17 protein-coding genes and 1 riboswitch are annotated in these 18,381 nt (G+C 63.7%); of the genes, 12 read left to right on the plus strand and 5 right to left on the minus strand.

Annotated elements, in window-relative coordinates:
* Window positions 1-596 precede the first annotated feature (596 nt).
* Window positions 597-1,310, minus strand: a complete 714-nt coding sequence (locus OS914_RS16880; protein WP_324290678.1) for a gluconokinase — start codon at window positions 1,308-1,310, stop codon at window positions 597-599.
* A gap of 107 nt (window positions 1,311-1,417) precedes the next feature.
* On the opposite strand from OS914_RS16880, the gene OS914_RS16885 reads away from it, so the two are divergent.
* From OS914_RS16885 to OS914_RS16920, 8 genes are all read left to right on the plus strand, one after another.
* Window positions 1,418-1,933: a DoxX family protein gene (locus tag OS914_RS16885; RefSeq protein ID WP_267547220.1), complete on the plus strand. Its 516-nt coding sequence runs from the start codon at window positions 1,418-1,420 to the stop codon at window positions 1,931-1,933.
* 6 nt (window positions 1,934-1,939) lie between these two features.
* Window positions 1,940-3,343: a 3-phosphoshikimate 1-carboxyvinyltransferase gene (gene aroA, locus OS914_RS16890; RefSeq protein WP_267547221.1), complete on the plus strand. Its 1,404-nt coding sequence runs from the start codon at window positions 1,940-1,942 to the stop codon at window positions 3,341-3,343.
* A complete protein-coding gene (gene rsgA / locus OS914_RS16895) occupies window positions 3,340-4,458 on the plus strand; it encodes a ribosome small subunit-dependent GTPase A (protein WP_267547222.1) in 1,119 nt (372 codons plus the stop codon). Before aroA ends, rsgA begins: the two co-directional genes overlap by 4 nt.
* Window positions 4,459-4,536: 78 nt before the next feature.
* Window positions 4,537-5,349 carry a histidinol-phosphatase gene (gene hisN, locus OS914_RS16900; protein ID WP_267547223.1) on the plus strand — a complete coding sequence of 271 codons (813 nt, stop codon included), beginning with the start codon at window positions 4,537-4,539 and terminating at the stop codon, window positions 5,347-5,349.
* A 116-nt stretch (window positions 5,350-5,465) separates the two neighbouring features.
* Window positions 5,466-5,579: riboswitch (SAM riboswitch) on the plus strand.
* 37 nt (window positions 5,580-5,616) lie between these two features.
* Complete coding sequence (locus OS914_RS16905; RefSeq protein ID WP_267547224.1) at window positions 5,617-7,050, plus strand: aminotransferase class V-fold PLP-dependent enzyme; 1,434 nt, start codon at window positions 5,617-5,619, stop codon at window positions 7,048-7,050.
* Between the two features lie 119 nt (window positions 7,051-7,169).
* Entirely contained in the window at window positions 7,170-7,997 is an 828-nt protein-coding gene (locus tag OS914_RS16910; RefSeq protein ID WP_267547225.1) for a class I SAM-dependent methyltransferase, read from the plus strand.
* A gap of 88 nt (window positions 7,998-8,085) precedes the next feature.
* Window positions 8,086-9,348, plus strand: coding sequence for an Nramp family divalent metal transporter (locus OS914_RS16915; protein WP_267547226.1), 1,263 nt, complete (start codon window positions 8,086-8,088; stop codon window positions 9,346-9,348).
* 45 nt (window positions 9,349-9,393) lie between these two features.
* Entirely contained in the window at window positions 9,394-10,116 is a 723-nt protein-coding gene (locus OS914_RS16920; protein WP_267547245.1) for a metal-dependent transcriptional regulator, read from the plus strand.
* Here OS914_RS16920 and OS914_RS16925 read toward each other — a convergent pair.
* A complete protein-coding gene (locus tag OS914_RS16925) occupies window positions 10,103-10,390 on the minus strand; it encodes a DUF2568 domain-containing protein (RefSeq protein WP_267547246.1) in 288 nt (95 codons plus the stop codon). The genes OS914_RS16920 and OS914_RS16925 overlap by 14 nt on opposite strands.
* Before the next feature lie 44 nt (window positions 10,391-10,434).
* On the opposite strand from OS914_RS16925, the gene OS914_RS16930 reads away from it, so the two are divergent.
* On the plus strand, window positions 10,435-11,541 hold the full coding sequence (locus OS914_RS16930; protein ID WP_267547227.1) for a hypothetical protein: 1,107 nt from the start codon (window positions 10,435-10,437) through the stop codon (window positions 11,539-11,541).
* A gap of 44 nt (window positions 11,542-11,585) precedes the next feature.
* On the opposite strand, the gene OS914_RS16935 is transcribed toward OS914_RS16930, so the two are convergent.
* The gene (locus tag OS914_RS16935) at window positions 11,586-11,885 is read right to left on the minus strand and encodes a DUF4193 domain-containing protein (protein WP_267547228.1); all 300 of its coding nucleotides are present in this window, start codon (window positions 11,883-11,885) and stop codon (window positions 11,586-11,588) included.
* A 737-nt stretch (window positions 11,886-12,622) separates the two neighbouring features.
* Here OS914_RS16935 and OS914_RS16940 point away from each other — a divergent pair.
* Window positions 12,623-12,754, plus strand: coding sequence for a hypothetical protein (locus tag OS914_RS16940; RefSeq protein WP_267547229.1), 132 nt, complete (start codon window positions 12,623-12,625; stop codon window positions 12,752-12,754).
* Between the two features lie 305 nt (window positions 12,755-13,059).
* On the opposite strand, the gene OS914_RS16945 is transcribed toward OS914_RS16940, so the two are convergent.
* Window positions 13,060-14,814 (minus strand): HNH endonuclease signature motif containing protein, encoded by a 1,755-nt coding sequence (locus OS914_RS16945; RefSeq protein ID WP_267547230.1) that lies wholly within the window; start codon window positions 14,812-14,814, stop codon window positions 13,060-13,062.
* A 146-nt stretch (window positions 14,815-14,960) separates the two neighbouring features.
* Between OS914_RS16945 and OS914_RS16950 the strand changes: the two genes are divergently transcribed.
* Window positions 14,961-15,332 carry a hypothetical protein gene (locus OS914_RS16950; protein ID WP_267547231.1) on the plus strand — a complete coding sequence of 124 codons (372 nt, stop codon included), beginning with the start codon at window positions 14,961-14,963 and terminating at the stop codon, window positions 15,330-15,332.
* A gap of 37 nt (window positions 15,333-15,369) precedes the next feature.
* On the opposite strand, the gene OS914_RS16955 is transcribed toward OS914_RS16950, so the two are convergent.
* On the minus strand, window positions 15,370-16,122 hold the full coding sequence (locus OS914_RS16955) for a Type 1 glutamine amidotransferase-like domain-containing protein (RefSeq protein WP_267547232.1): 753 nt from the start codon (window positions 16,120-16,122) through the stop codon (window positions 15,370-15,372).
* Between the two features lie 314 nt (window positions 16,123-16,436).
* Here OS914_RS16955 and OS914_RS16960 point away from each other — a divergent pair, with 314 nt between their 5' ends.
* Window positions 16,437-18,116 carry a ribonuclease J gene (locus OS914_RS16960; RefSeq protein ID WP_267547233.1) on the plus strand — a complete coding sequence of 560 codons (1,680 nt, stop codon included), beginning with the start codon at window positions 16,437-16,439 and terminating at the stop codon, window positions 18,114-18,116.
* Window positions 18,117-18,381: the final 265 nt, after the last annotated feature.

The following is an 18,381-nucleotide window of genomic DNA, read 5'->3' on the forward strand; positions in this document are numbered from 1 at the left end:
CAATGGCCGGCTCGAACACCTTCGCGGTTCCGCTCTCGGCTTCCGCAACCTCACCAACTACGTCGCAAGATCACTGCTGGAATCCGGCGGATTCAGACCGAAACTACACCCTCAATTCTGAAGAGCCCTTTTAATGCATCAGTAATTGCCGGCCCGGCAGCCATCTTTTCCTGGCTAATTGCCGGCCTTATGATCGTGCTGACCGGCATTGCGACCGCGATCATTCTGATGGCATTTTTGTGGTTATTAGCTGGTTCGGCGTCCGGCTTTTCGCACCGGTTAACGACGTGTTGGTCTGGTGGAAACCCGCCATCTTCATTCTGGTCATCGCGATTTTCCTGATCACCGCCCTGGGCACCACGTCTATGGGCAGCCCGGACAATTTCAGCTCTCACGGATTTGCCCCGGATGTGGAGTTGCCGGCGTGTTCATTGCCATTTCGACCGCAGGAATCACCTTTTCCTACCTCGGTCCGGGTGCAGCGGCAGAGCAGGGTAATCAGGGTCCAGATGAGTGTCGGACTTGAGGTCGCCTCGAGATCCTGGGCTCGGTATTGCCACCAGCAGGCGAAGGGCGTGCAAAGTTCCGAGTTGCCGCTAAGGGAAATGATTCCCCTCACCCACCGAGCCGTTCAAACCAAGTTCATCAATGATTTCCCGGGCAATCTGACCAGGTGCTGGTCCCACATTGATCCGGAGCTCCGGCTCATCCGGACTTGGTTCCTCCAGATCCGCGAACTGGCTATCCAGCAGGCTCGTTGGCATGAAGTGGCCGCGCCGCACGGCCAACCTGGCAGCAATAGTTTCCCTGCTGCCGCTGAGAAAGACGAAAACGACGCCGGAACCACGCCTGTTAATCGCATCCCGGTAAGAACGCTTTAGAGCGGAACAGCTAATAATTCCATTCCGTCCATCGTCAAGGGTCTCCTCGACCCAATCCGCAACCTTGGCCAGCCACGGCCAGCGGTCGTCGTCCGTGAGCGGCTGGCCTGTCGCCATCTTGTGCACATTGGCTTCCGGATGCAGCGAGTCACCCTCCTCGAATGACCAGCCCAGCGCTCCGGCGAGCAGTGAGGCGACAGTGGACTTTCCGCACCCAGACACACCCATCAACACCAGCACGACGGGCCTTCCGACAGGGCTGCCGACAGCGTCCGGGGCAGGGCTGCCGGCAGCGTCCGGGGCAAGACTGCCGGTGACTGACCGGACGGGGGGTAACGAAACCATGGCACCATCCTGCCAGCCGACCATGACATTGTCAGCAGCCTTCCAGAGCCTCCCGAGCGCGATAGTGCCGCACAGAACGCTCAAAAGTGCCAGACTAGGAGAACGCAAGACCGCAGTGGGCCTGCAACGGCCAAGGGCCATCTGCGGACCCACGGCGCCATGATAGTGAATCCGTACCCAGGAGGTTCGTTTTGTCCATTGTTCGTGTACTAGCCCGCCCGATGCTCGCTTCGTCATTTATCCTCAGCGGACTTGACCGGCTCCGCCACGCGGACCAAACTGCCAAACAGCTCTCCCCCGTGCTCAGCGCGGCGGTTCAGGCGCTGCCCTTCGCTACGGACGAGAAGATGCTGGCCCGCGTCATAGGCGGAACCCAGCTAGGCGCCGGAGTAATGCTCGCTGCCGGAAAGTTCTCCCGGCTCTCTGCGCTCCTGCTGACGCTGACCTCCACCCTTAATGCCGTCGTCGAATACCGCAGTGCGGATTCCAGTACCTCTGAGGGCCGCACGCAGCGCCGTCATCAGCTGCTGAAAAACGTCTCACTGTCCGGCGGTATGCTGTTGGCTGCCGTCGATACGGCCGGCAAGCCGGGCTTGGCCTGGCGAGCCGGCCACTTGGCGGAGGCCGGGAAGAAGACCACGCGTAAGCAGCTCAAGCATGCGGACAAGGCCGTGCGCCGGGTGGCCAACGAAGTGACGGGCTCCTAGCCCTCCATGGTTTCCCCCTTCGCCGCCGTTCCCGCTCATCTACATTCTCAGCATGCACAACCCGTTCCCCCCGGCGCAGCGCGGATCGGCGGCCGCTGGTCCGCCCCGCTGGCGGCGCGGCCGGTGGACGCTACCCTGACGGTTCCGGGGTCCAAATCCCTGACCAACAGGTATCTGGTGCTCGCTGCGCTGGCGGACGGGCCATGCCGGCTCCGTGCGCCGCTGCACTCGCGTGATTCGGCACTGATGATCGCCGCGTTGCGCCAGCTGGGTGCCGTCATTGAGGAGCTCGACGGCGACGGCCAATTCGGCCCCGACCTGCAGGTCACGCCGATCCCCGCGGACGCCGTGCTGAGCGTCGGAGCGGCGATCGATTGCGGCCTCGCCGGGACCGTGATGCGCTTCGTCCCCCCGGTTGCCGCGCTCGCCACCGGCAGCGTGGCGTTCGACGGCGATCCGCACGCCCGCCAGCGTCCGATGGGTCCGGTCCTGGAGGCCCTGCGGGACCTGGGCGTGGACGTCGCCGGGGAGCCCGCCCCGCGGGCCTTACCCTTTAGGATCAATGCCACCGGCCGTGTCCGCGGGGGCCATCTGCTCGTCGATGCCAGCGGCTCGTCCCAGTTCATCTCGGCTTTACTGCTGGCCGCCCCCCGCTTCGAGCTGGGGCTTCAGCTCGAACATGCAGGGAATCCTGTGCCCAGCCTTGATCACATTGCCATGACCGTGGGCGTGCTGCGTGGAGTTGGCGTCGAGGTTGATGACTCGGTACCGGGCCGGTGGACGGTGTCGCCCGGGCCGATCCGGGCCTTCGACATCCTCATTGAACAGGACCTCTCCAACGCCGGCCCTTTCCTGGCCGCCGCACTCGCCACGGGCGGCACGGTGCGGATCCCCGGCTGGCCCTCCCCCACCACTCAGGTCGGGGATAAATGGCGGGACATCCTGCCCAAATTCGGCGCCACTGTTTCGCTCGCGGATGGCGTCCTCACAGTGACCGGCGGCGAAACCATCGCAGGGGTTGAACTGGCGGACACCAGCGAGCTGGCGCCAACTGTTGCGGCACTGTGCGCGTTGGCCACCGGTCCGTCCCGGCTCTCCGGCATTGCGCACCTGCGCGGCCACGAAACCGACCGTCTGGCCGCGCTCGCGGCGGAAATCAGTGCCCTCGGCGGCTCCGTCGTCGAAACCCCGGACGGGCTGGACATCACCCCGGCCCCCTTGCATGGCGGACTCTTCCACAGCTATGCCGACCATCGGATGGCCACCGCCGGAGCCATCATAGGTTTGGCAGTCCCCGGCGTGGAGGTCGAAGACATTTCAACCACTGCCAAGACCATGCCCGAATTCCCTGCCCTCTGGGACGCACTGCTGACCCGCCCGGGCCGCCTTAGCTTCAGTGCCACCCGATGACTCGAAGCACGCGGGACTGGGACGAGTCCGATGTTCGGATCCGCCCTAACAAGAAAGGCAGCCGGCCGCGCACCAAGGACCGGCCCGCCTATGACGAAGCCGTGGTTGGCCGCATCATCACCGTGGACCGCGGCCGCTATACGGCCATTGTGGATGAGGACACCGACACCGAACGAACCCTGACCGCAGCACGGGCAAGGGAATTGCGCCGCAACCCCGTGGTGGCCGGGGATTTTGTCGCCCTCGTCGGCGATACCACGGGGGAACCGGACACACTGGCCCGGCTGGTGCGCGTTCAAGCGCGCCGCACCGTGCTGCGTCGGAGCGCTGACGACACCGACCCGATCGAGCGGATCGTGGTGGCCAACGCGGATCAACTGGTGATCGTTGTGGCCGCCGCCAATCCGGAGCCCCGCACCGGATTCATAGATCGCGCCCTGGTGGCGGCGTACGACGCCGGCATTGCCCCGCTGCTGCTGGTCACGAAAGCTGACGTCAAAGACCCCGCCGAGCTCCTTGCCAACTACGCCTATCTGGACATGACCGTCGTGGTGAGCCGCACCGCCGCGGACGCCGCTTCCGGGATTGATGCCCGCAGCGACGACGGCTTGTCAGCGCGGCTCGCCGGCACGGCGGTAGGGCAGCTTAAAGCGCACTTGGACGGCAAGGTTTCCGTAATGGTCGGCCATTCCGGCGTCGGGAAATCCACCATGGTCAATGCCCTGACCGGTTCGCAGCGGGCCACGGGCGGCGTCAACTCGGTCACCGGCCGTGGCCGGCATACCTCTTCGTCGGCACTGGCGCTGCGGCTGGCGGACGGCTCCCCCGGCAGCTGGATCGTCGACACGCCGGGCATCCGGTCCTTTGGCCTGGCGCACGTGGATCCGGACCGGATACTGCAGGCCTTTGACGACCTCCAGCCGGGAACGGACGCCTGCGAGCGCGGCTGTAAACATGACGACGACGCCGTCAACTGCGGCCTGGATCGGTGGGTGGCCGAAGGGCATGCAGGCGACGCCGGTCCGGACAGGCTCGCGTCTTTGCGCCGGCTGCTGAGCACCGGCACCCGTACCGAAGGCAGGGCACAGGCCAAGGAGCTGGGCAGCATCGGTTAGGGCAGCATCGGTGCGGGGCTGCACCTCTCATAGGCCCAGCCTCCCCTGCTGGGTGACAAAGGACGATAGCGTGAACCCATGACCCATGCCCCGCAAAGCTACAATGACGACCTCCGCCTTGCCCATGTGCTGGCGGATTCGGTGGATTCACAGACCATGTCCCGCTTTAAGGCCCTTGATCTGCAGGTAGAGACCAAACCGGATCTGACGCCCGTAACGGATGCGGACAAATCAGCGGAAGATTCCATCCGCAGCCAGCTCTCCCGGGTCCGCCCCCGCGATGCGGTACTGGGGGAGGAATTTGGCAGCAGCGGGCACGGCTCCAGGCGCTGGATCATCGATCCGATCGACGGCACCAAGAACTTTGTTCGTGGCGTTCCCGTCTGGGCAACCCTCATTGCACTCGTCGACGAAGGGCGCCCCGTCGTCGGACTTGTCAGCGCTCCCGCGCTGGGAAAGCGCTGGTGGGCTGCGCAGGGCACCGGTGCCTACACCGGTAAATCGCTGGCAGCAGCCAGCAGACTGCGCGTTTCCAACGTATCCGAGCTCGCCGATGCCTCCTTGTCGTACTCTTCTTTGTCCGGCTGGAAGGAAAGGGGCAACAGGGAGCAGTTCATTTCCTTGACGGACAAGGTCTGGCGCGCCCGTGCGTACGGCGATTTCTGGTCCTATTGCCTGGTTGCCGAGGGAGCGGTAGACATCGCGTGCGAACCCGAACTGAATCTTTATGACATGGCAGCCCTGGTCCCGATCGTGGTCGAGGCCGGCGGCCGGTTCACCTCCTTGGAAGGTGCGGATGGCCCCTTTGGCGGGAATGCGCTGGCCACTAATGGCATTCTCCATTCCGAAGTACTCCGCACGCTGAACCCTGACCACGATGACCTGCTCTAGCGGCTAACTTGGCGCCGGAAGGAAAACCTAGATTGTGGGACTGAACGCAAAACCGGCCGTAACACTGCCCGTAACACTGGCGGCGGCCGCGGGAATTTCATAGTCTTGTGGGCATAGGTCACGAGTGCCAGCGCTAAACCCCGGTTTGCTGGCCGGCAACCCTCCTTTCGCGGCGGGGTGCCCCGGGTGACGACCTGGCCGGACCGAAGCGGTCCCGGCAAGCGCGGACTCCGGCACTGGCCGGGTCCCTCCCGTTGTGAGGCCACCATGAGTATCGCCATCGTTGACGCCAGCCATTCCTCCCCCACCGCCGCTGGCTCCCCCGCAGAGCGAGCCCTGTCAAACCCCGGCGGTGGTCCGCTCCTGGACGTCACCGGCCGGAACCTGCAGTCGCCGCTGATTCAGGGCGGGAGCGTCCGTTACGCCAACCTTGACTATGCCGCTTCCGCCCCCGCGCTGTCCGACGTCGCGGACTATCTTGCCGTCATCCTGCCGTACTACGCCAGCGTCCACCGCGGCGCGGGCTTTGCCTCTCAGGTCAGCACCTCGGTCTACGAAAATGCCCGGGACACGGTTCGGGCCTTCGTCGGCGGGCGGGCCGATGATGCGGTCATCTTTACCCGCAACACCACCGACTCGCTGAACCTCCTGGCCGGCTGCGTTGCGGACATCCTCGCGGACTCGGGTGCCGACGTCGTCTATCTGGACATTGAACATCATGCCAACCTGCTCCCGTGGCAGCAGCTGGCGCATCGCAGCGTACCGGCGCAGGCGTCGCTGGCAGCGACGCTCACGCGCCTTGAAGCCGAGTTCCAGGCCGGGAACGTCGCTCTGCTGGCGGTTACCGGCGCGTCCAATGTCACCGGGGAAATTCTGCCCCTTTCGGCGCTGGCGGCATTGGCGCACCGCTACGGCGCGCGGATCGTTGTCGACGCCGCCCAGCTGGCCCCGCACCGAAGGATCAATATCGCTGCCGATGGCATCGATTACGTTGTCTTCTCCGGGCACAAGCTCTATGCGCCATTCGGCAGCGGCGTCCTTGTCGGGCGTCCGGACTGGCTCGACGCCGGCACACCTCACCTCGCTGGCGGGGGCGCCGTCATCGAAGCGCGGCTCGATTCCGTTAGGTGGGCCACCGGTCCCGCACGGCACGAGGGCGGCTCCCCCAACGTTCTCGGTGCGGCCACACTGGCCAAAGCGGCCGAAATTCTCGCCGCGCTGGATCCGCAGCTGCTGCAGGACCACGAAAGGAACCTGCACCGCGAGCTCGTCGACGGTTTGGAAGGCCTGCCCGGCGTCACGGTGCACCGCCTTTTCTCCGATTCCGGCGAATTCCCGGGAAGCGGGGCTATCGCCGTCGTAAACTTTTCCGTTGCCGGCTATGACTCCGGGCTGGTGGCCGCCTATCTCTCCGCCGAGCACGGGGTCGGCGTCCGCGACGGCAAATTCTGTGCGCATCCGCTGCTGCGCCGTCTCGGGCTTCCGTCGGGTTCGCTGCGGGCCAGCTTCGGGGTCGGCTCCTGCACCGAGGACGCGCAACGGCTGATCGCCGGCGTTGCCGCGCTGCTGGAATCCGGCCTCGGCTGGGACTACGTCGTGGATGCAGGACGCTGGGTCCCGGCCGACGACGTCCGCAGCTTCCCGGACTGGGCGCCGAACACCCCCGGTACGGCCGGTGCGGCCCCCTGCAGCACACCGTGACAGACCACCGGAGGGATTCGCGGCGTTTAGGGTGCATGGGATAGGGTTTTCTCGCAGGTTTTCCGCGGTGTCGGTGTTTTTGCGCCGCTTTCCAGTCTTCCTAAAGGAGCAGCAGCGTCATGGCAGCAGGCAATGGCGGCCCCCGTCTGGACAGCACCCGCCGCAAGGAGCTCGCTGGCAGCTTCCAGGACGGTGCTGCCCACTATGAGCAGGTCCGCCCGGGCTACCCGCCGGAATCGCTGGGCTGGCTTCTCCAGGACGCTGCCTTAAGCACTGAACTGGACGCGGAGTTGAACGGCTCCGGGCCGTACGCAGGCCCTTCACCGCGGAATGTTCTGGATCTGGGGGCCGGGACGGGTAAATATACTGCCCTCCTGCTGAAGCGCGGGCTCACCGTCGTTGCCCTGGATCCGTCCTTTGACATGCTCACGCAGCTGCAGCGCTGCTACCCTGCGGTGCGGACCATTCTCGGTGCCGCCGAACGCATCGATTTGCCGGATTCCTGCATGGACGTCGTTACAGCGGCCCAGGCCTGGCATTGGGTCGATCCACTGGCCGCGAGCACGGAGGTCAGTAGGGTCCTGCGGCCTGGCGGCGTGCTGGGGCTTGTCTGGAATCAACTCGATGTCAGTGTGCCCTGGGTTCACCGGTTGTCGAGGATTATGCACGCGGGAGATGTCCACAAACCGGGCTTCCGCCCGGTGCTGGGCCCGGAATTCGGCCCGCTTAGAATGTCAGCGACGCATTGGTTCCAACCGCTTACCCCGCCGGAGGTGATGGAGCTGGTGAAGTCCCGCAGCTATTATCTGCGGGCTAACGAAGCCACCAGGGCAAAGGTGCTTGCCAACCTGCGTTGGTACCTCCTGGACCACCTTGGCCATGCCCCGGACGATGTCCTGGAATTGCCGTATGTCACCCAGACCTGGCGTGCCGAAACCCGCCACTGATCTCGACAGATTCCGCCCACAGCACGTATGGTTTCGGTATGCCTAACTTCTTGCTTTCGGTCCTGCGAAGTCCGCAGGCGGGCCGAGCGTGAGCATCACAAAGCCCGCAATCAAACTGAGCGGATCGTGGACCCTCCTCGGACCGGCCTTCGTTGCTGCCATCGCCTACGTTGACCCTGGCAATGTCGCTGCGAACCTCACCTCGGGGGCCAAATATGGCTACCTGCTCGTCTGGGTACTGGTGATCGCGAATCTGATGGCCATGCTCATCCAGTATCAGTCCGCCAAGCTTGGCGTGGTCACCGGAAAATCTCTGCCCGAACTGCTCGGCGCCCGGCTGGGGACCGGCAGCAGGCGGGCCTTCTGGCTGCAGGCCGAGCTCGTGGCCATTGCCACGGACCTGGCCGAAGTCGTCGGGGGAGCCATCGCCTTAAATCTGCTCTTCAACCTCCCGTTGCCCTTGGCTGGGCTCATCGTCGGTTTAGTGTCGATGGCCATGTTGGCGGTGCAGAACCGACGGAGCCAGCGGACGTTCGAGTATCTGATCATGTTCCTGCTGCTGCTGATCACGATCGGATTCCTTGCCGGCCTAGTGGTCAGCCCACCGGAGCCTGCGGGTATCTTCGCCGGTCTTCTCCCCCGGTTCCAGGGGTCCGGTAGCGTGCTGCTGGCGGCCGGCATGCTGGGCGCAACGGTCATGCCGCACGCAATATACCTCCATTCTGCGCTGGCCCGGGACCGCCATGTCGACGCCCGCCGCTCCCCGGCCGTCCTCGCCGGCGTCGTCAAAGCCACCCGCTGGGATGTCATCGGCGCACTGACCCTCGCAGGCCTGGTCAACATCGGCATGCTCCTACTGGCGGCGTCTACGCTGCACGGACCAACACTGCCCGGTTCTGGCGGCCGTGTGGCAACCGACACCATCGAAGGAGCCCACGCGGCCATCGTCGCCAGCCTTGGCCCCGTCATCGGCGTCATCTTCGCCGTCGGGCTGCTGGCCTCGGGCCTGGCCTCCACGTCTGTCGGCTGCTATGCCGGTGCCACCATCATGGGTGGTTTGTTGAAAATCCGGATTCCCTTGCTCGCCCGGCGAGTGGTCAGCCTGATACCTGCGCTCGCCTTGCTGGGGATCGGAGTGGACCCAACGCAGGCCCTGGTATTCAGCCAAGTGGCCCTGAGCTTCGGCATCCCCTTCGCGCTCATCCCGCTTTTTCGCCTCACCGGGAACGCGAAGGTGATGGGCGTGTACCGGGACGGCCCCGCCCTGCGCATTGCCGCCGTCGTCGCCGTTTCCTTAGTCATTGCCCTTAACGGCGTGCTGCTGTTCCTCACCGTCACCGGTCACGGCTGAGCCGCAAACGATGAAGGTAACGTGGTACCTGTGAAACCGGCAGCAGTGAAACCGACCCCCACCTCCTCCAGCGTCGAGGACTATGTGAAGGTCATTTACGCCTTCACCGAGTGGCAGGACAAACCAATTACATCCACACAACTGGCGACGCGGCTGGGGGTGGCCAATTCCTCCGTCTCGGAAATGGTCCGCAAGCTCAAGGATCAGGGACTGGTGGATCATCAGCCGTACAGTGCCGTCCGCCTGACCCCCACGGGCCAGTCGCTGGCCCTGTCCATGGTCCGCCGGCACCGGCTGCTGGAAACTTATCTAGTACAGGAACTCGGCTACAGCTGGGATGAGGTCCACGACGAGGCCGAGCTGCTGGAGCACGCCGTCTCGGATACCTTCATCGAACGAATGGATGCCAAGCTCGGGCGCCCGTCCCGTGACCCGCACGGCGATCCGATCCCGACCGCCGACGGCAAGGTGACGCTGCCGGCAGCGCATCGAATGAACCAGCTTGACCCCGGGCACCGCGGTCGAATCACCCGAATCAGCGATCACGACCCGGAGCTGCTGCGGTATCTCGATCAGCAGCGGATCGGGCTGGATGCGCCGATTCGCGTGCAGGGGCGCAAACCCTTCGGCGGCGCGCTCGTGGTTCGGGTCGGCACGGGGCCGGCAGCCCAAGATTTCGATCTGACCGAGGAGGTCAGCGGGGCGCTGTGGGTCTCGGCAGAGGGAACACACCCGGGCTGCACACTGGCAGGGACTACGTTGACGTAAATTCCGATGACCGCCGCTGTAAAGACAATCCCAGCCCGGCATTGACGGCACTGACCACGGCCAGCACCACAGCCGGGATCTTTAGCCCCGCATCCGCAAGAGCGAGCGCGGCCAGCAGGAAGACCAGCAGCGCCGCCGGGGCCACCAGCGGCAGCGGTACCCGATACACCGCCCTCGGAGCCAGGAACAGGCTCCACCCCATGACGACGGCGATTGGCAGCGAGATACCGACGATAAAGGTCCAGGGCGGGGCGAGTCTAAAGCCCCAAAACAGAAGGCCGCGACCCGATCCTGCCGGCTACCTCCTATTGTGGAGGGATGACTTCATCCCCGAAATCCACCCGAACCGTCGGATTGATGGCCGATCCCGGGTTAGCGAGCGCGCTGGCATACAAACTTCAGGAGACCCTCCCGGAGCTGCTGGGCTCATCTTTAGACCCGGATGTGGAGTGGACCGTTGAAGTCGATGACCAGTCCCTGCCACTGGACGCCAACGGCGACGTCGAGTTGAATATGCACGCAGGCACGGTCCGGGACCGTGCAGGGTGGGATTATCTGGTCTATCTGACGGATTTACCCAAGTACTCCAACGGTGAACCAATGCTTTCAAGCACCAATGTTGGCTATCGGTCGGCGATGATCGCCGTCCCTGCCATGGGCATCTTTCGCATGAGCCGCGTGCGCCGCACACTGCTGCAGGCCATCGGGGTCCTGCACGAGGCCGACGATGCCCGGTCCTTGGGACGTGGCAGGATTTCACAGCTCACTTCTTCGATTTCGGCCGAACATACGCTCATCTCGGAGAACATAGACGAGAACTCTTATGAGACGCTCAAAGGAATCCGGGGCCGGGTACGACTCCTGGCGGGAATGGTCCGCGGCAACCGTCCCTGGCGAATAGTCCCAGGGCTTTCCGGGGCCATGGCCGCAGCGATTGCCACCGGCGCCTTCGGCATTTTCTACACCAGCATCTGGAGCATGGCCGACTATCTCAGCCCGGCGCGACTGGCCCTGATCAGCCTGCTGTCCGTGACCATCATGACGGTCTGGCTGATCACGCACAACGATCTATGGGAACGCCCCGTTGGAAACAAGAAAATCGAACGAGGGCTCAGCTACAACCTGGCCACGTCGCTGACGATATCGATCGCCGTGACCTTCATGTACGTGGGTTTATTCCTGGTGATCTTCGTAGGCGGGTTGATCGTCATCGATGCCGAGTTCCTCTCCGTTCAGCTCAAGCACCCCGCGGGAATCGGCGACTATCTTAATCTGGCGTGGCTCTCCTCCTCGCTGGGAACCATTGCCGGCGCCCTCGGCTCCAGCCTGGACGACGAGGACTCCGTCAGGAAAGCAACGTTCAGCTCCCGCGAATACGACCGCCGCAAATTGTCACAGGCCGAGTCAGCAAGGCACAGCGACTAATCGCGCGCCCGCGGCGAGTAAAAAGCCCGGGCGGCAAGGCCTCGCTAGCCTTCGCAGTCCCGGCAGTACAACTTGCCGTCCTTTTCCCGGGCAACCTGACTGCGGTGCCGGACCAGGAAACAGGAGGAGCAGGTGAATTCGTCATCCTGGGCAGGGATGACCTGCACGATGAGTTCCTCGCCCGAGAGATCGGCACCGGGCAAATCAATGCCTTCGGCCGTGTCGGAATCCTCAACATCTATATGAGCGGTCTGTGCGCCTCCGCGCTGAACCTGCAGAGCCTGCAGAGATTCGGTTCCATTGTCATCGTCTTTATTGCGTGGTGCATCGTAATCCGTTGCCATTCGGTTTCTCAAACTCCTGATGTGCTCGTTTTTTCGGCAGGTAATTCAGCGCCCCATACTAGCCCCTTAAGTGGGGAATTCAAGCCTTCTGGCTCAGCTAATCAGCCAAACCCCCCTGTTCCGGTGCCATACCCCCGTCTCAACGTCCGGGTCAGGCCAAAGATTCCCCCAACTATCCGCGCCCTCACGTCCTGTACATGCCGTTGATCACTTCGTGACCGATGACCGGAAAACCTGCAGGTAGAGGCTCTTTCCGAAAACATTTCCGCTGCGCCAGCCACACTCCCCGGTGCTGCCAAGTACGCTTAATATTGCGTGCCGGCCCCTTTCACCCGCAGACGTCCCAATGTCCGCCAATGAAGGACGAGCCGGAAGAGGCGCTGAGATGACAGTCGCTCGGCAAGTTCTACTAACGGCCGCGCGGTGGCGAATCCTGGGCCGACGTCGTCGTTCTCGGACCCGGGCCCGATGCGGTCCCGTTAGTTTCTGGCCCGGGAACTGCCGGATGCAATGCCCAAGGTACTGGCAGAACTTACCGCGTAGCTGCAACGTTGCCGAACCAATGCGCCGCAGATTTCCCTAACCGTTGCCGTTGGCGAGCTGCCGCGCGGTTTTAGTTAGGAGCGCAGTGCTAGTTACAAGCACGGCGAAAAGGCGTATCTTACAAGGACAGGCCCGCGGAACCGGGACCCAAAGTCTAAAGCAGGCCAGCCGGCCGCAGAGCTAGGGAGCGAATCATGCCTGACAAATCGCCTCACCATCACACCAAGAAGGCTGCCAAAAGCATCAAGGAAAAGCGCGCAGAAAAACGGACAAAAAACGGCACGGATGCCGCTCCGGATGCCGTGGCACACATTAAGAAGCACTAACGGATCGCTTAGCCCACCTTCGCTACGGCTCCGGTTCCTCTCGTGAAACGGGCAGCCGGAGCTCTGAAGCTTTGCCTTGGCGCCAGCCGGCGATCAGGCCGCTGCCTTTGCACGGACCGCCGCTACGACCTCCACGGCCAGCTGTATTGCGTTCGTCGTCCGTTAGGTTCGGCTTGTCTTCATGTTAGGGATAGTGCCCGCCGTCGCGCCATAACGTCACAGCCCGCGTAGCTCCAAGGCGGGCCAGCCCAACGTAGGAGCAGGACTGCCCAGCCACTGCTGTGAACCTGCCGTTTTGGCCGACCCTAGAAGGGTGGGGGTTGGGGGTTTTTGGTGTAGGTCCGGCCGGTGGGTGAGGTGTGGATGAAGGTGCCTGGGGTGGGTTGGCTGACGGTCCAGCCGGTGCCTGGGTTGTCTTTGAGGTGGTGGTCTGTTGTGCAGAGTGGGCCGAGGTTGGTGTCGCTGGTTTCGCCCAGGGGTACGGGTGTGCCGTCGGTGGCGTAGGTTTGCCGGTAGTAGGGGATGGTGTGGTCGATGTCGCAGTCCCTGGCGGGTTTGTCGCAGCCGATGCCGCGGCAGGTCTGGTCCCGGGTGATGATCCAGCGTTTGAGGTCTGCGGGCGGGTCGTGTTGGCGGCGTCCGATGGAGAGGATGGTCCCGGTTTCGGGGTCGGTGAGGATCCGTAGCCAGGATGTTGCTTTCCCGGCCAGTAAGCGGGCGGTCTCGAGGGGGATTGGTCCGTAGCCGTCGAGGACGGCGGGTTTGTCTTCGACGCCGAGGAGGGTCAGGACGGGCACGGTCACGGCGATCTGCGCCGGCGCCCACCGCCGACCGCGTACCAGGCCGCCCCGGGCCCCGGTATGGGATCCGGCCGCGTCAGCCCGGCCCAGCCCGGCCCTGCCAGTGTTGGAGCTGCCGGTGTTGGTGGTCCCGGTGCAGGTGGTACGGGTGTTTCCGGGACCGGTCTCAGGGACCGGGGCGGTCTCGGTGTCGGTGCTGGCATCAGTCTCGGCAACGGTGTCGGTGCTGGCATCAGTGTCGGTGTCGGTGTCGGTGTCGGTATCGGTGTTGGGGTTGGGGTTGGTGGTGGTGTCGAAGATGTCGGTGAAGACGTCGGCGCGGTATTCGTTGATGGCGCGGGAGGGTTTCCCTCCGGGTGTGGACGCGGTGGTCGGTTCGCCTTCTTGTTGCGCGCGGTGGGCCCAGGCGTCGATGGTCTCGTAGAGCCGGCGGGCATCCACGGCGGAAAGGTGCGCGCCGATGTCAGCCATGCCATCGGCTTGCGGGGTGAACCAGACATCACGGGTGGTGCGGGCGCGTTCGAAGCGGGCGGTAAGGGGTTCGGGATCGAGTTTCTCGGCCATGACCCGGGCGTGGCGTTCCAGTGCTTTCGGTGCCAGGGACGGTGCGGTCCCGGCGATCGCGGCATCGACCCGTGGCCATAGGTGTGCGGGGGTGGTGGCGAGGCCGGTGAAGATCGCCTGCACCCGTGCTTTGTCTAGCATCCCTTGTTCGTGCAAAGCCAGGGTGGCCGGGAGGAGCCGGGTGAGGTATTCACTCTGGTCCATCAGCCGTTGCGCGGCGAAGGAGCTCAGATGCAGGACGGCACCGATTTCCGCGGCGGCGTGTTTGGAGCGCTCGGAAATCCATTCGGACCGGGCCTGGACCGTGGAGCGCCGGGGTGTTTCCTCCGGCAGTGGGGGACGAACGGTCGCGAACGCCGCGACGGCCCGGGCCTGGACGGCTTGGGCCCAGGAGATCAGTTTCCCGGCGGCGCCGGCGTAATCGAGGAATTCCTCGGCTCCGCCGCCGGCGGGATTCAGTTCAGCCAGGGTCGTGGCCGCCGCGATCGGGTCCAGGGCCGCGGGGTTGTCCTCCCGCGTCAGGGCGGCCAGCAACGCGCGGGGACCGGCCTGCGGGTGCCTGAGGTCCTTCTCGGTAACGTATTTGGCCGGACCCCAAATCAGCTCCGGCAACCCGGCATCATGAACGTTCCGGGCATGTCCGGGAGCCTCGAGGAATTCCTCCAGAAGCGCCTCAAAACCCCGACCGGTTCCCATACACCAATCATATTCTAATCGATGGGTTTTGCCTATGGGTTTATCGAACTAATTTTCCCTATCGCGCGGTTCGGCTTCCCTTCCGGGCCCCGCTTCCGCGGCCGTGACACCGGCGTCACCCGGCCGGTCCTTTATCCTTGGATAAGATGATTACCAGACGAGACGCCGCCCTTGCCCTTGATATCCCGCTCGAGATGGCGTACAGACATGGCATCCCATCCCGGATGACCGAGGCCGAATTCACCGAGATCCGGGACAATCCCCCGGCATGGCTGGTGCAGTCACGAGCTAACCGGACGGGTAAAAGACCGGTATGGGTCCAGTTGCGCTGCTACATCTGTGACTACACCGAGGCTGCCCGTCCAAAGAAATGGTGGCCGGATTTCAGCTACGTCATTTGCGCTGACCACGAGATCGGCGAGCTGCCGGATCCGGACGCCGGCACCCGTCGCAGCGAATTCGACGGCGTGGGCAGCCGCTTCATCGGCATCGTCGATGGGCCAATATCACCGTCCTGATCGGATCCGGGCAGGTTAGCGACAAGTTCTCCAAGAGTCAACGCAGAAGACGGGCCGCCAGGCGGTGTTCACTGGCCACCGCCTCGGGGCCTTCTCCGGCGGCGGTCGAGACGATGTAGGCAGATTTGCCCGGAACTTCGGTGACTACGTCGATCAGCTCGGTGCCCCGGTACACCAGCCCGACGCCGTCGTCGGTGCAGTGCGTAACTCCTAAGGTTCCGTCGGCGACTAATCGGTGCACCAGTGATCTGCGGCCGGGCTCCGAATCGTAGTGCACGCCGTTGCCGTAGGGCAGCAGGCCCAGGCCGTTAGTCACGGCGCGCAGCTCCGGACCAAAGGAATCCGTCGTTCCGCCGTCGAACCAGCAAATCGACCCGGCAGACACGCCGGCTAAGACCACCCCGGCCTCCCAAACCCGGCGGAAGATATGGTCCAGACCGTGCACGCGCCAAACGGCCAGCAGGTTGGCAACGGATCCTCCGTTCACCCAAACGACGTCCTGCGCCAGTAAATGTGCCTCAATTTGAGCGGCATCGCCGATGTTGGGCATTGGAAATAGGTTTAGATGCTTCAGCTCGAAGCCGGCAACCCGCGCCGCTTCACTAATGTCGTTGTTGAACCAACGCTGGTCGCCGCTGGCCGTCCCCAGATGCGTGATCCGCGGTGCCCGTCCGCTGACACCGGAAAGGTCGACGGCGTGATGTACTAGTGCGCTGAATTCCAACGCCGTCCGGACGCCCGGCTTGTACCCGCCGGAGGTGGCCAGAATCGTGGGATGGTCTGCACTCATGAGGTGCCCTTCTGTCGACAGTTGCACGTCGGAAACACACTGTGCTGTTATTTCCATTATCGTAAGTAGTACCGAGCGTTTGGACGAAGCGACGTGGTACCCCTCTCCCGGGTCGCCGCAGCAGTGCGGCAAAGCCACATTCCTCGTCCGATTCCTCCACCTGGATTTTGGATACCGATTTTTCAGCTCTGTTTTTAGATTGCGTTTTCAGCTACCGCAGCTTGCGGCGCCGTACGACCCCCGCCCCGCAGGGGTCAGGGCCAGCACAGACTTCCAGCCGCTAGCGCGGCGATTTTCGACGAAAGTGAACCACTATGAACCTGCCCCACCAGCTCCCCATCGCCCCACCAGCATTGCCAGCCGGAGCCATGCGAGTGATGAACCTCGGCGGACTTGGCGAAGTGGGCCGCAATATGACGGTCTTTGAGTTCGCCGGCAAACTGCTCGTCGTGGACTGTGGCGTACTCTTCCCGGAAGAGCACCAGCCGGGCATCGACGTCATCCTGCCGGACTTCAGCTCCATTCGCGACAGGCTTCAGGATGTCGTCGCAATTGTCCTCACCCACGGACATGAGGACCACATCGGCGGTGTGCCGTATCTGCTGCGCGAACGGCGCGATATTCCCGTTATCGGATCCAAACTGACGCTGGCCTTCATCAAGGCCAAGCTCAAGGAACACGGCATCAGCCCCCGCACGGTTCAGGTCGCGGAGGGGCAAAACAAGAAGTTCGGCCCCTTTGACCTTGAGTTTTTCGCGGTCAATCACTCAATCCCTGACGGTCTGGCCGTAGCGGTGAAGACCGGCGCCGGAACGGCGCTGCATACAGGTGACTTCAAGATGGATCAGTTCCCACTGGATCAGCGCATCACCGACCTGGCCGGCTTTGCCCGGCTCGGCGCCGAGGGAGTTGACCTGTTCCTCACGGACTCCACTAATGCCGAGGTTCCCGGGTTCACCACGTCTGAAGAGGACTTGGCCCCGGCCATCGACACCGTGTTCCGGACAGCCCCGCGCCGGATCATCGTGTCAAGTTTCGCCAGCCACGTCCACCGGATCCAGCAGGTCATGGACGCGGCCCACCGGCACGGCCGTAAGGTCGCCTTTGTCGGCCGGTCCATGGTCCGCAATATGGGTATTGCCCGCGAACTGGGCTACCTGACGGTACCGCGCGGCACGCTGGTGGATTTCAAGGCGCTGTCCAACCTGCCGGACAAGAAAGTGGTTCTGATCTGCACCGGTTCGCAGGGCGAGCCGATGGCCGCGCTGTCCCGGATTGCGAACCGCGACCACATGATCGAGATCGGTGAGGGGGACACTGTTCTGCTGGCCAGCTCCCTCATCCCGGGCAATGAGAACGCCATCTACCGAGTCATTAACTCCCTCACCCGGCTGGGCGCCAACGTCGTCCATAAGGGCAACGCCAAGGTCCACGTCTCCGGACACGCCAGCGCCGGGGAACTTGTGTACTGCTACAACATCGTCAAGCCCAAGAACGTGATGCCGGTACACGGCGAGTTCCGGCATCTGAAAGCCAATGCGAAGCTGGCGATGCGGACCGGTCTGGACGCAAGCCAGGTGGCCATCGCGGACAACGGCGACGCCGTAGACCTTCATAACGGCAAGATCAGCATCACCGGCAGCGTGCCGGTCGGCTATGTGTTCGTGGACGGGCAGACCGTTGGCGGTGCCACCGAAGAATCGCTGGAGGACCGACGGAAGCTGGCAGAGGAAGGCCTCATCACCGTCCTGGCCATCGTTGACCCGGATACGTCCGCGCTGGCGGAGGATCCCGAGTTCTTTGTTCGCGGTTTCGTGCACAAACCGGCTGATTTCTCTCCCGCCGTGCAGGCCATTGAAAAGGCCCTCAGCTCGGCTCCCCGCTCGCACTCCAGTGTGCAGCTTGAAGCGTTAATTGAAAACACCGTGAGCCGTTGGATGCACAAGACCTACCGGCGCAGCCCTCTGGTGACCGCCATTATCGTCGACGCATAGGCACCGCAGCCCGGGAAACTCACTGATTCCCATCCTTGCCGGTACCACCGGCAGGGATGGGGAATTGCTGTTCTCCGGGATTGATTCATGCCCGGCAGGGGCCAGGAAATTCAAATAAACGCACGACGGCGGCACACCACCATCGTGCGCATGAGCCACCATCGCGCGCATGGCACCGGCGGCAAAAAAAGTGCCGACCCTTCGTTTCACACTTGGGGGGTGCATAAAACGAAGGACCGGCTCCTTAAGCGTACCCGTAATTTAT

Source organism: Arthrobacter endolithicus (assembly GCF_026627425.1).
Classification (GTDB): Bacteria; Actinomycetota; Actinomycetes; order Actinomycetales; family Micrococcaceae; genus Arthrobacter_M.

What these genes read in the sequence shown, in the direction of transcription:
- aroA (WP_267547221.1), top strand. Translation starts at nt 1,940, where the DNA reads ATGGTTTCCCCCTTCGCCGCCGTTCCCGCTCATCTACATTCTCAGCAT.
- rsgA (WP_267547222.1), top strand. Translation starts at nt 3,340, where the DNA reads ATGACTCGAAGCACGCGGGACTGGGACGAGTCCGATGTTCGGATCCGC.
- hisN (WP_267547223.1), top strand. Translation starts at nt 4,537, where the DNA reads ATGACCCATGCCCCGCAAAGCTACAATGACGACCTCCGCCTTGCCCAT.
- OS914_RS16905 (WP_267547224.1), top strand. Translation starts at nt 5,617, where the DNA reads ATGAGTATCGCCATCGTTGACGCCAGCCATTCCTCCCCCACCGCCGCT.
- OS914_RS16910 (WP_267547225.1), top strand. Translation starts at nt 7,170, where the DNA reads ATGGCAGCAGGCAATGGCGGCCCCCGTCTGGACAGCACCCGCCGCAAG.
- OS914_RS16930 (WP_267547227.1), top strand. Translation starts at nt 10,435, where the DNA reads ATGACTTCATCCCCGAAATCCACCCGAACCGTCGGATTGATGGCCGAT.
- OS914_RS16935 (WP_267547228.1), bottom strand. Translation starts at nt 11,885, where the DNA reads ATGGCAACGGATTACGATGCACCACGCAATAAAGACGATGACAATGGA.
- OS914_RS16940 (WP_267547229.1), top strand. Translation starts at nt 12,623, where the DNA reads ATGCCTGACAAATCGCCTCACCATCACACCAAGAAGGCTGCCAAAAGC.
- OS914_RS16945 (WP_267547230.1), bottom strand. Translation starts at nt 14,814, where the DNA reads ATGGGAACCGGTCGGGGTTTTGAGGCGCTTCTGGAGGAATTCCTCGAG.
- OS914_RS16950 (WP_267547231.1), top strand. Translation starts at nt 14,961, where the DNA reads ATGATTACCAGACGAGACGCCGCCCTTGCCCTTGATATCCCGCTCGAG.
- OS914_RS16955 (WP_267547232.1), bottom strand. Translation starts at nt 16,122, where the DNA reads ATGAGTGCAGACCATCCCACGATTCTGGCCACCTCCGGCGGGTACAAG.
- OS914_RS16960 (WP_267547233.1), top strand. Translation starts at nt 16,437, where the DNA reads ATGAACCTGCCCCACCAGCTCCCCATCGCCCCACCAGCATTGCCAGCC.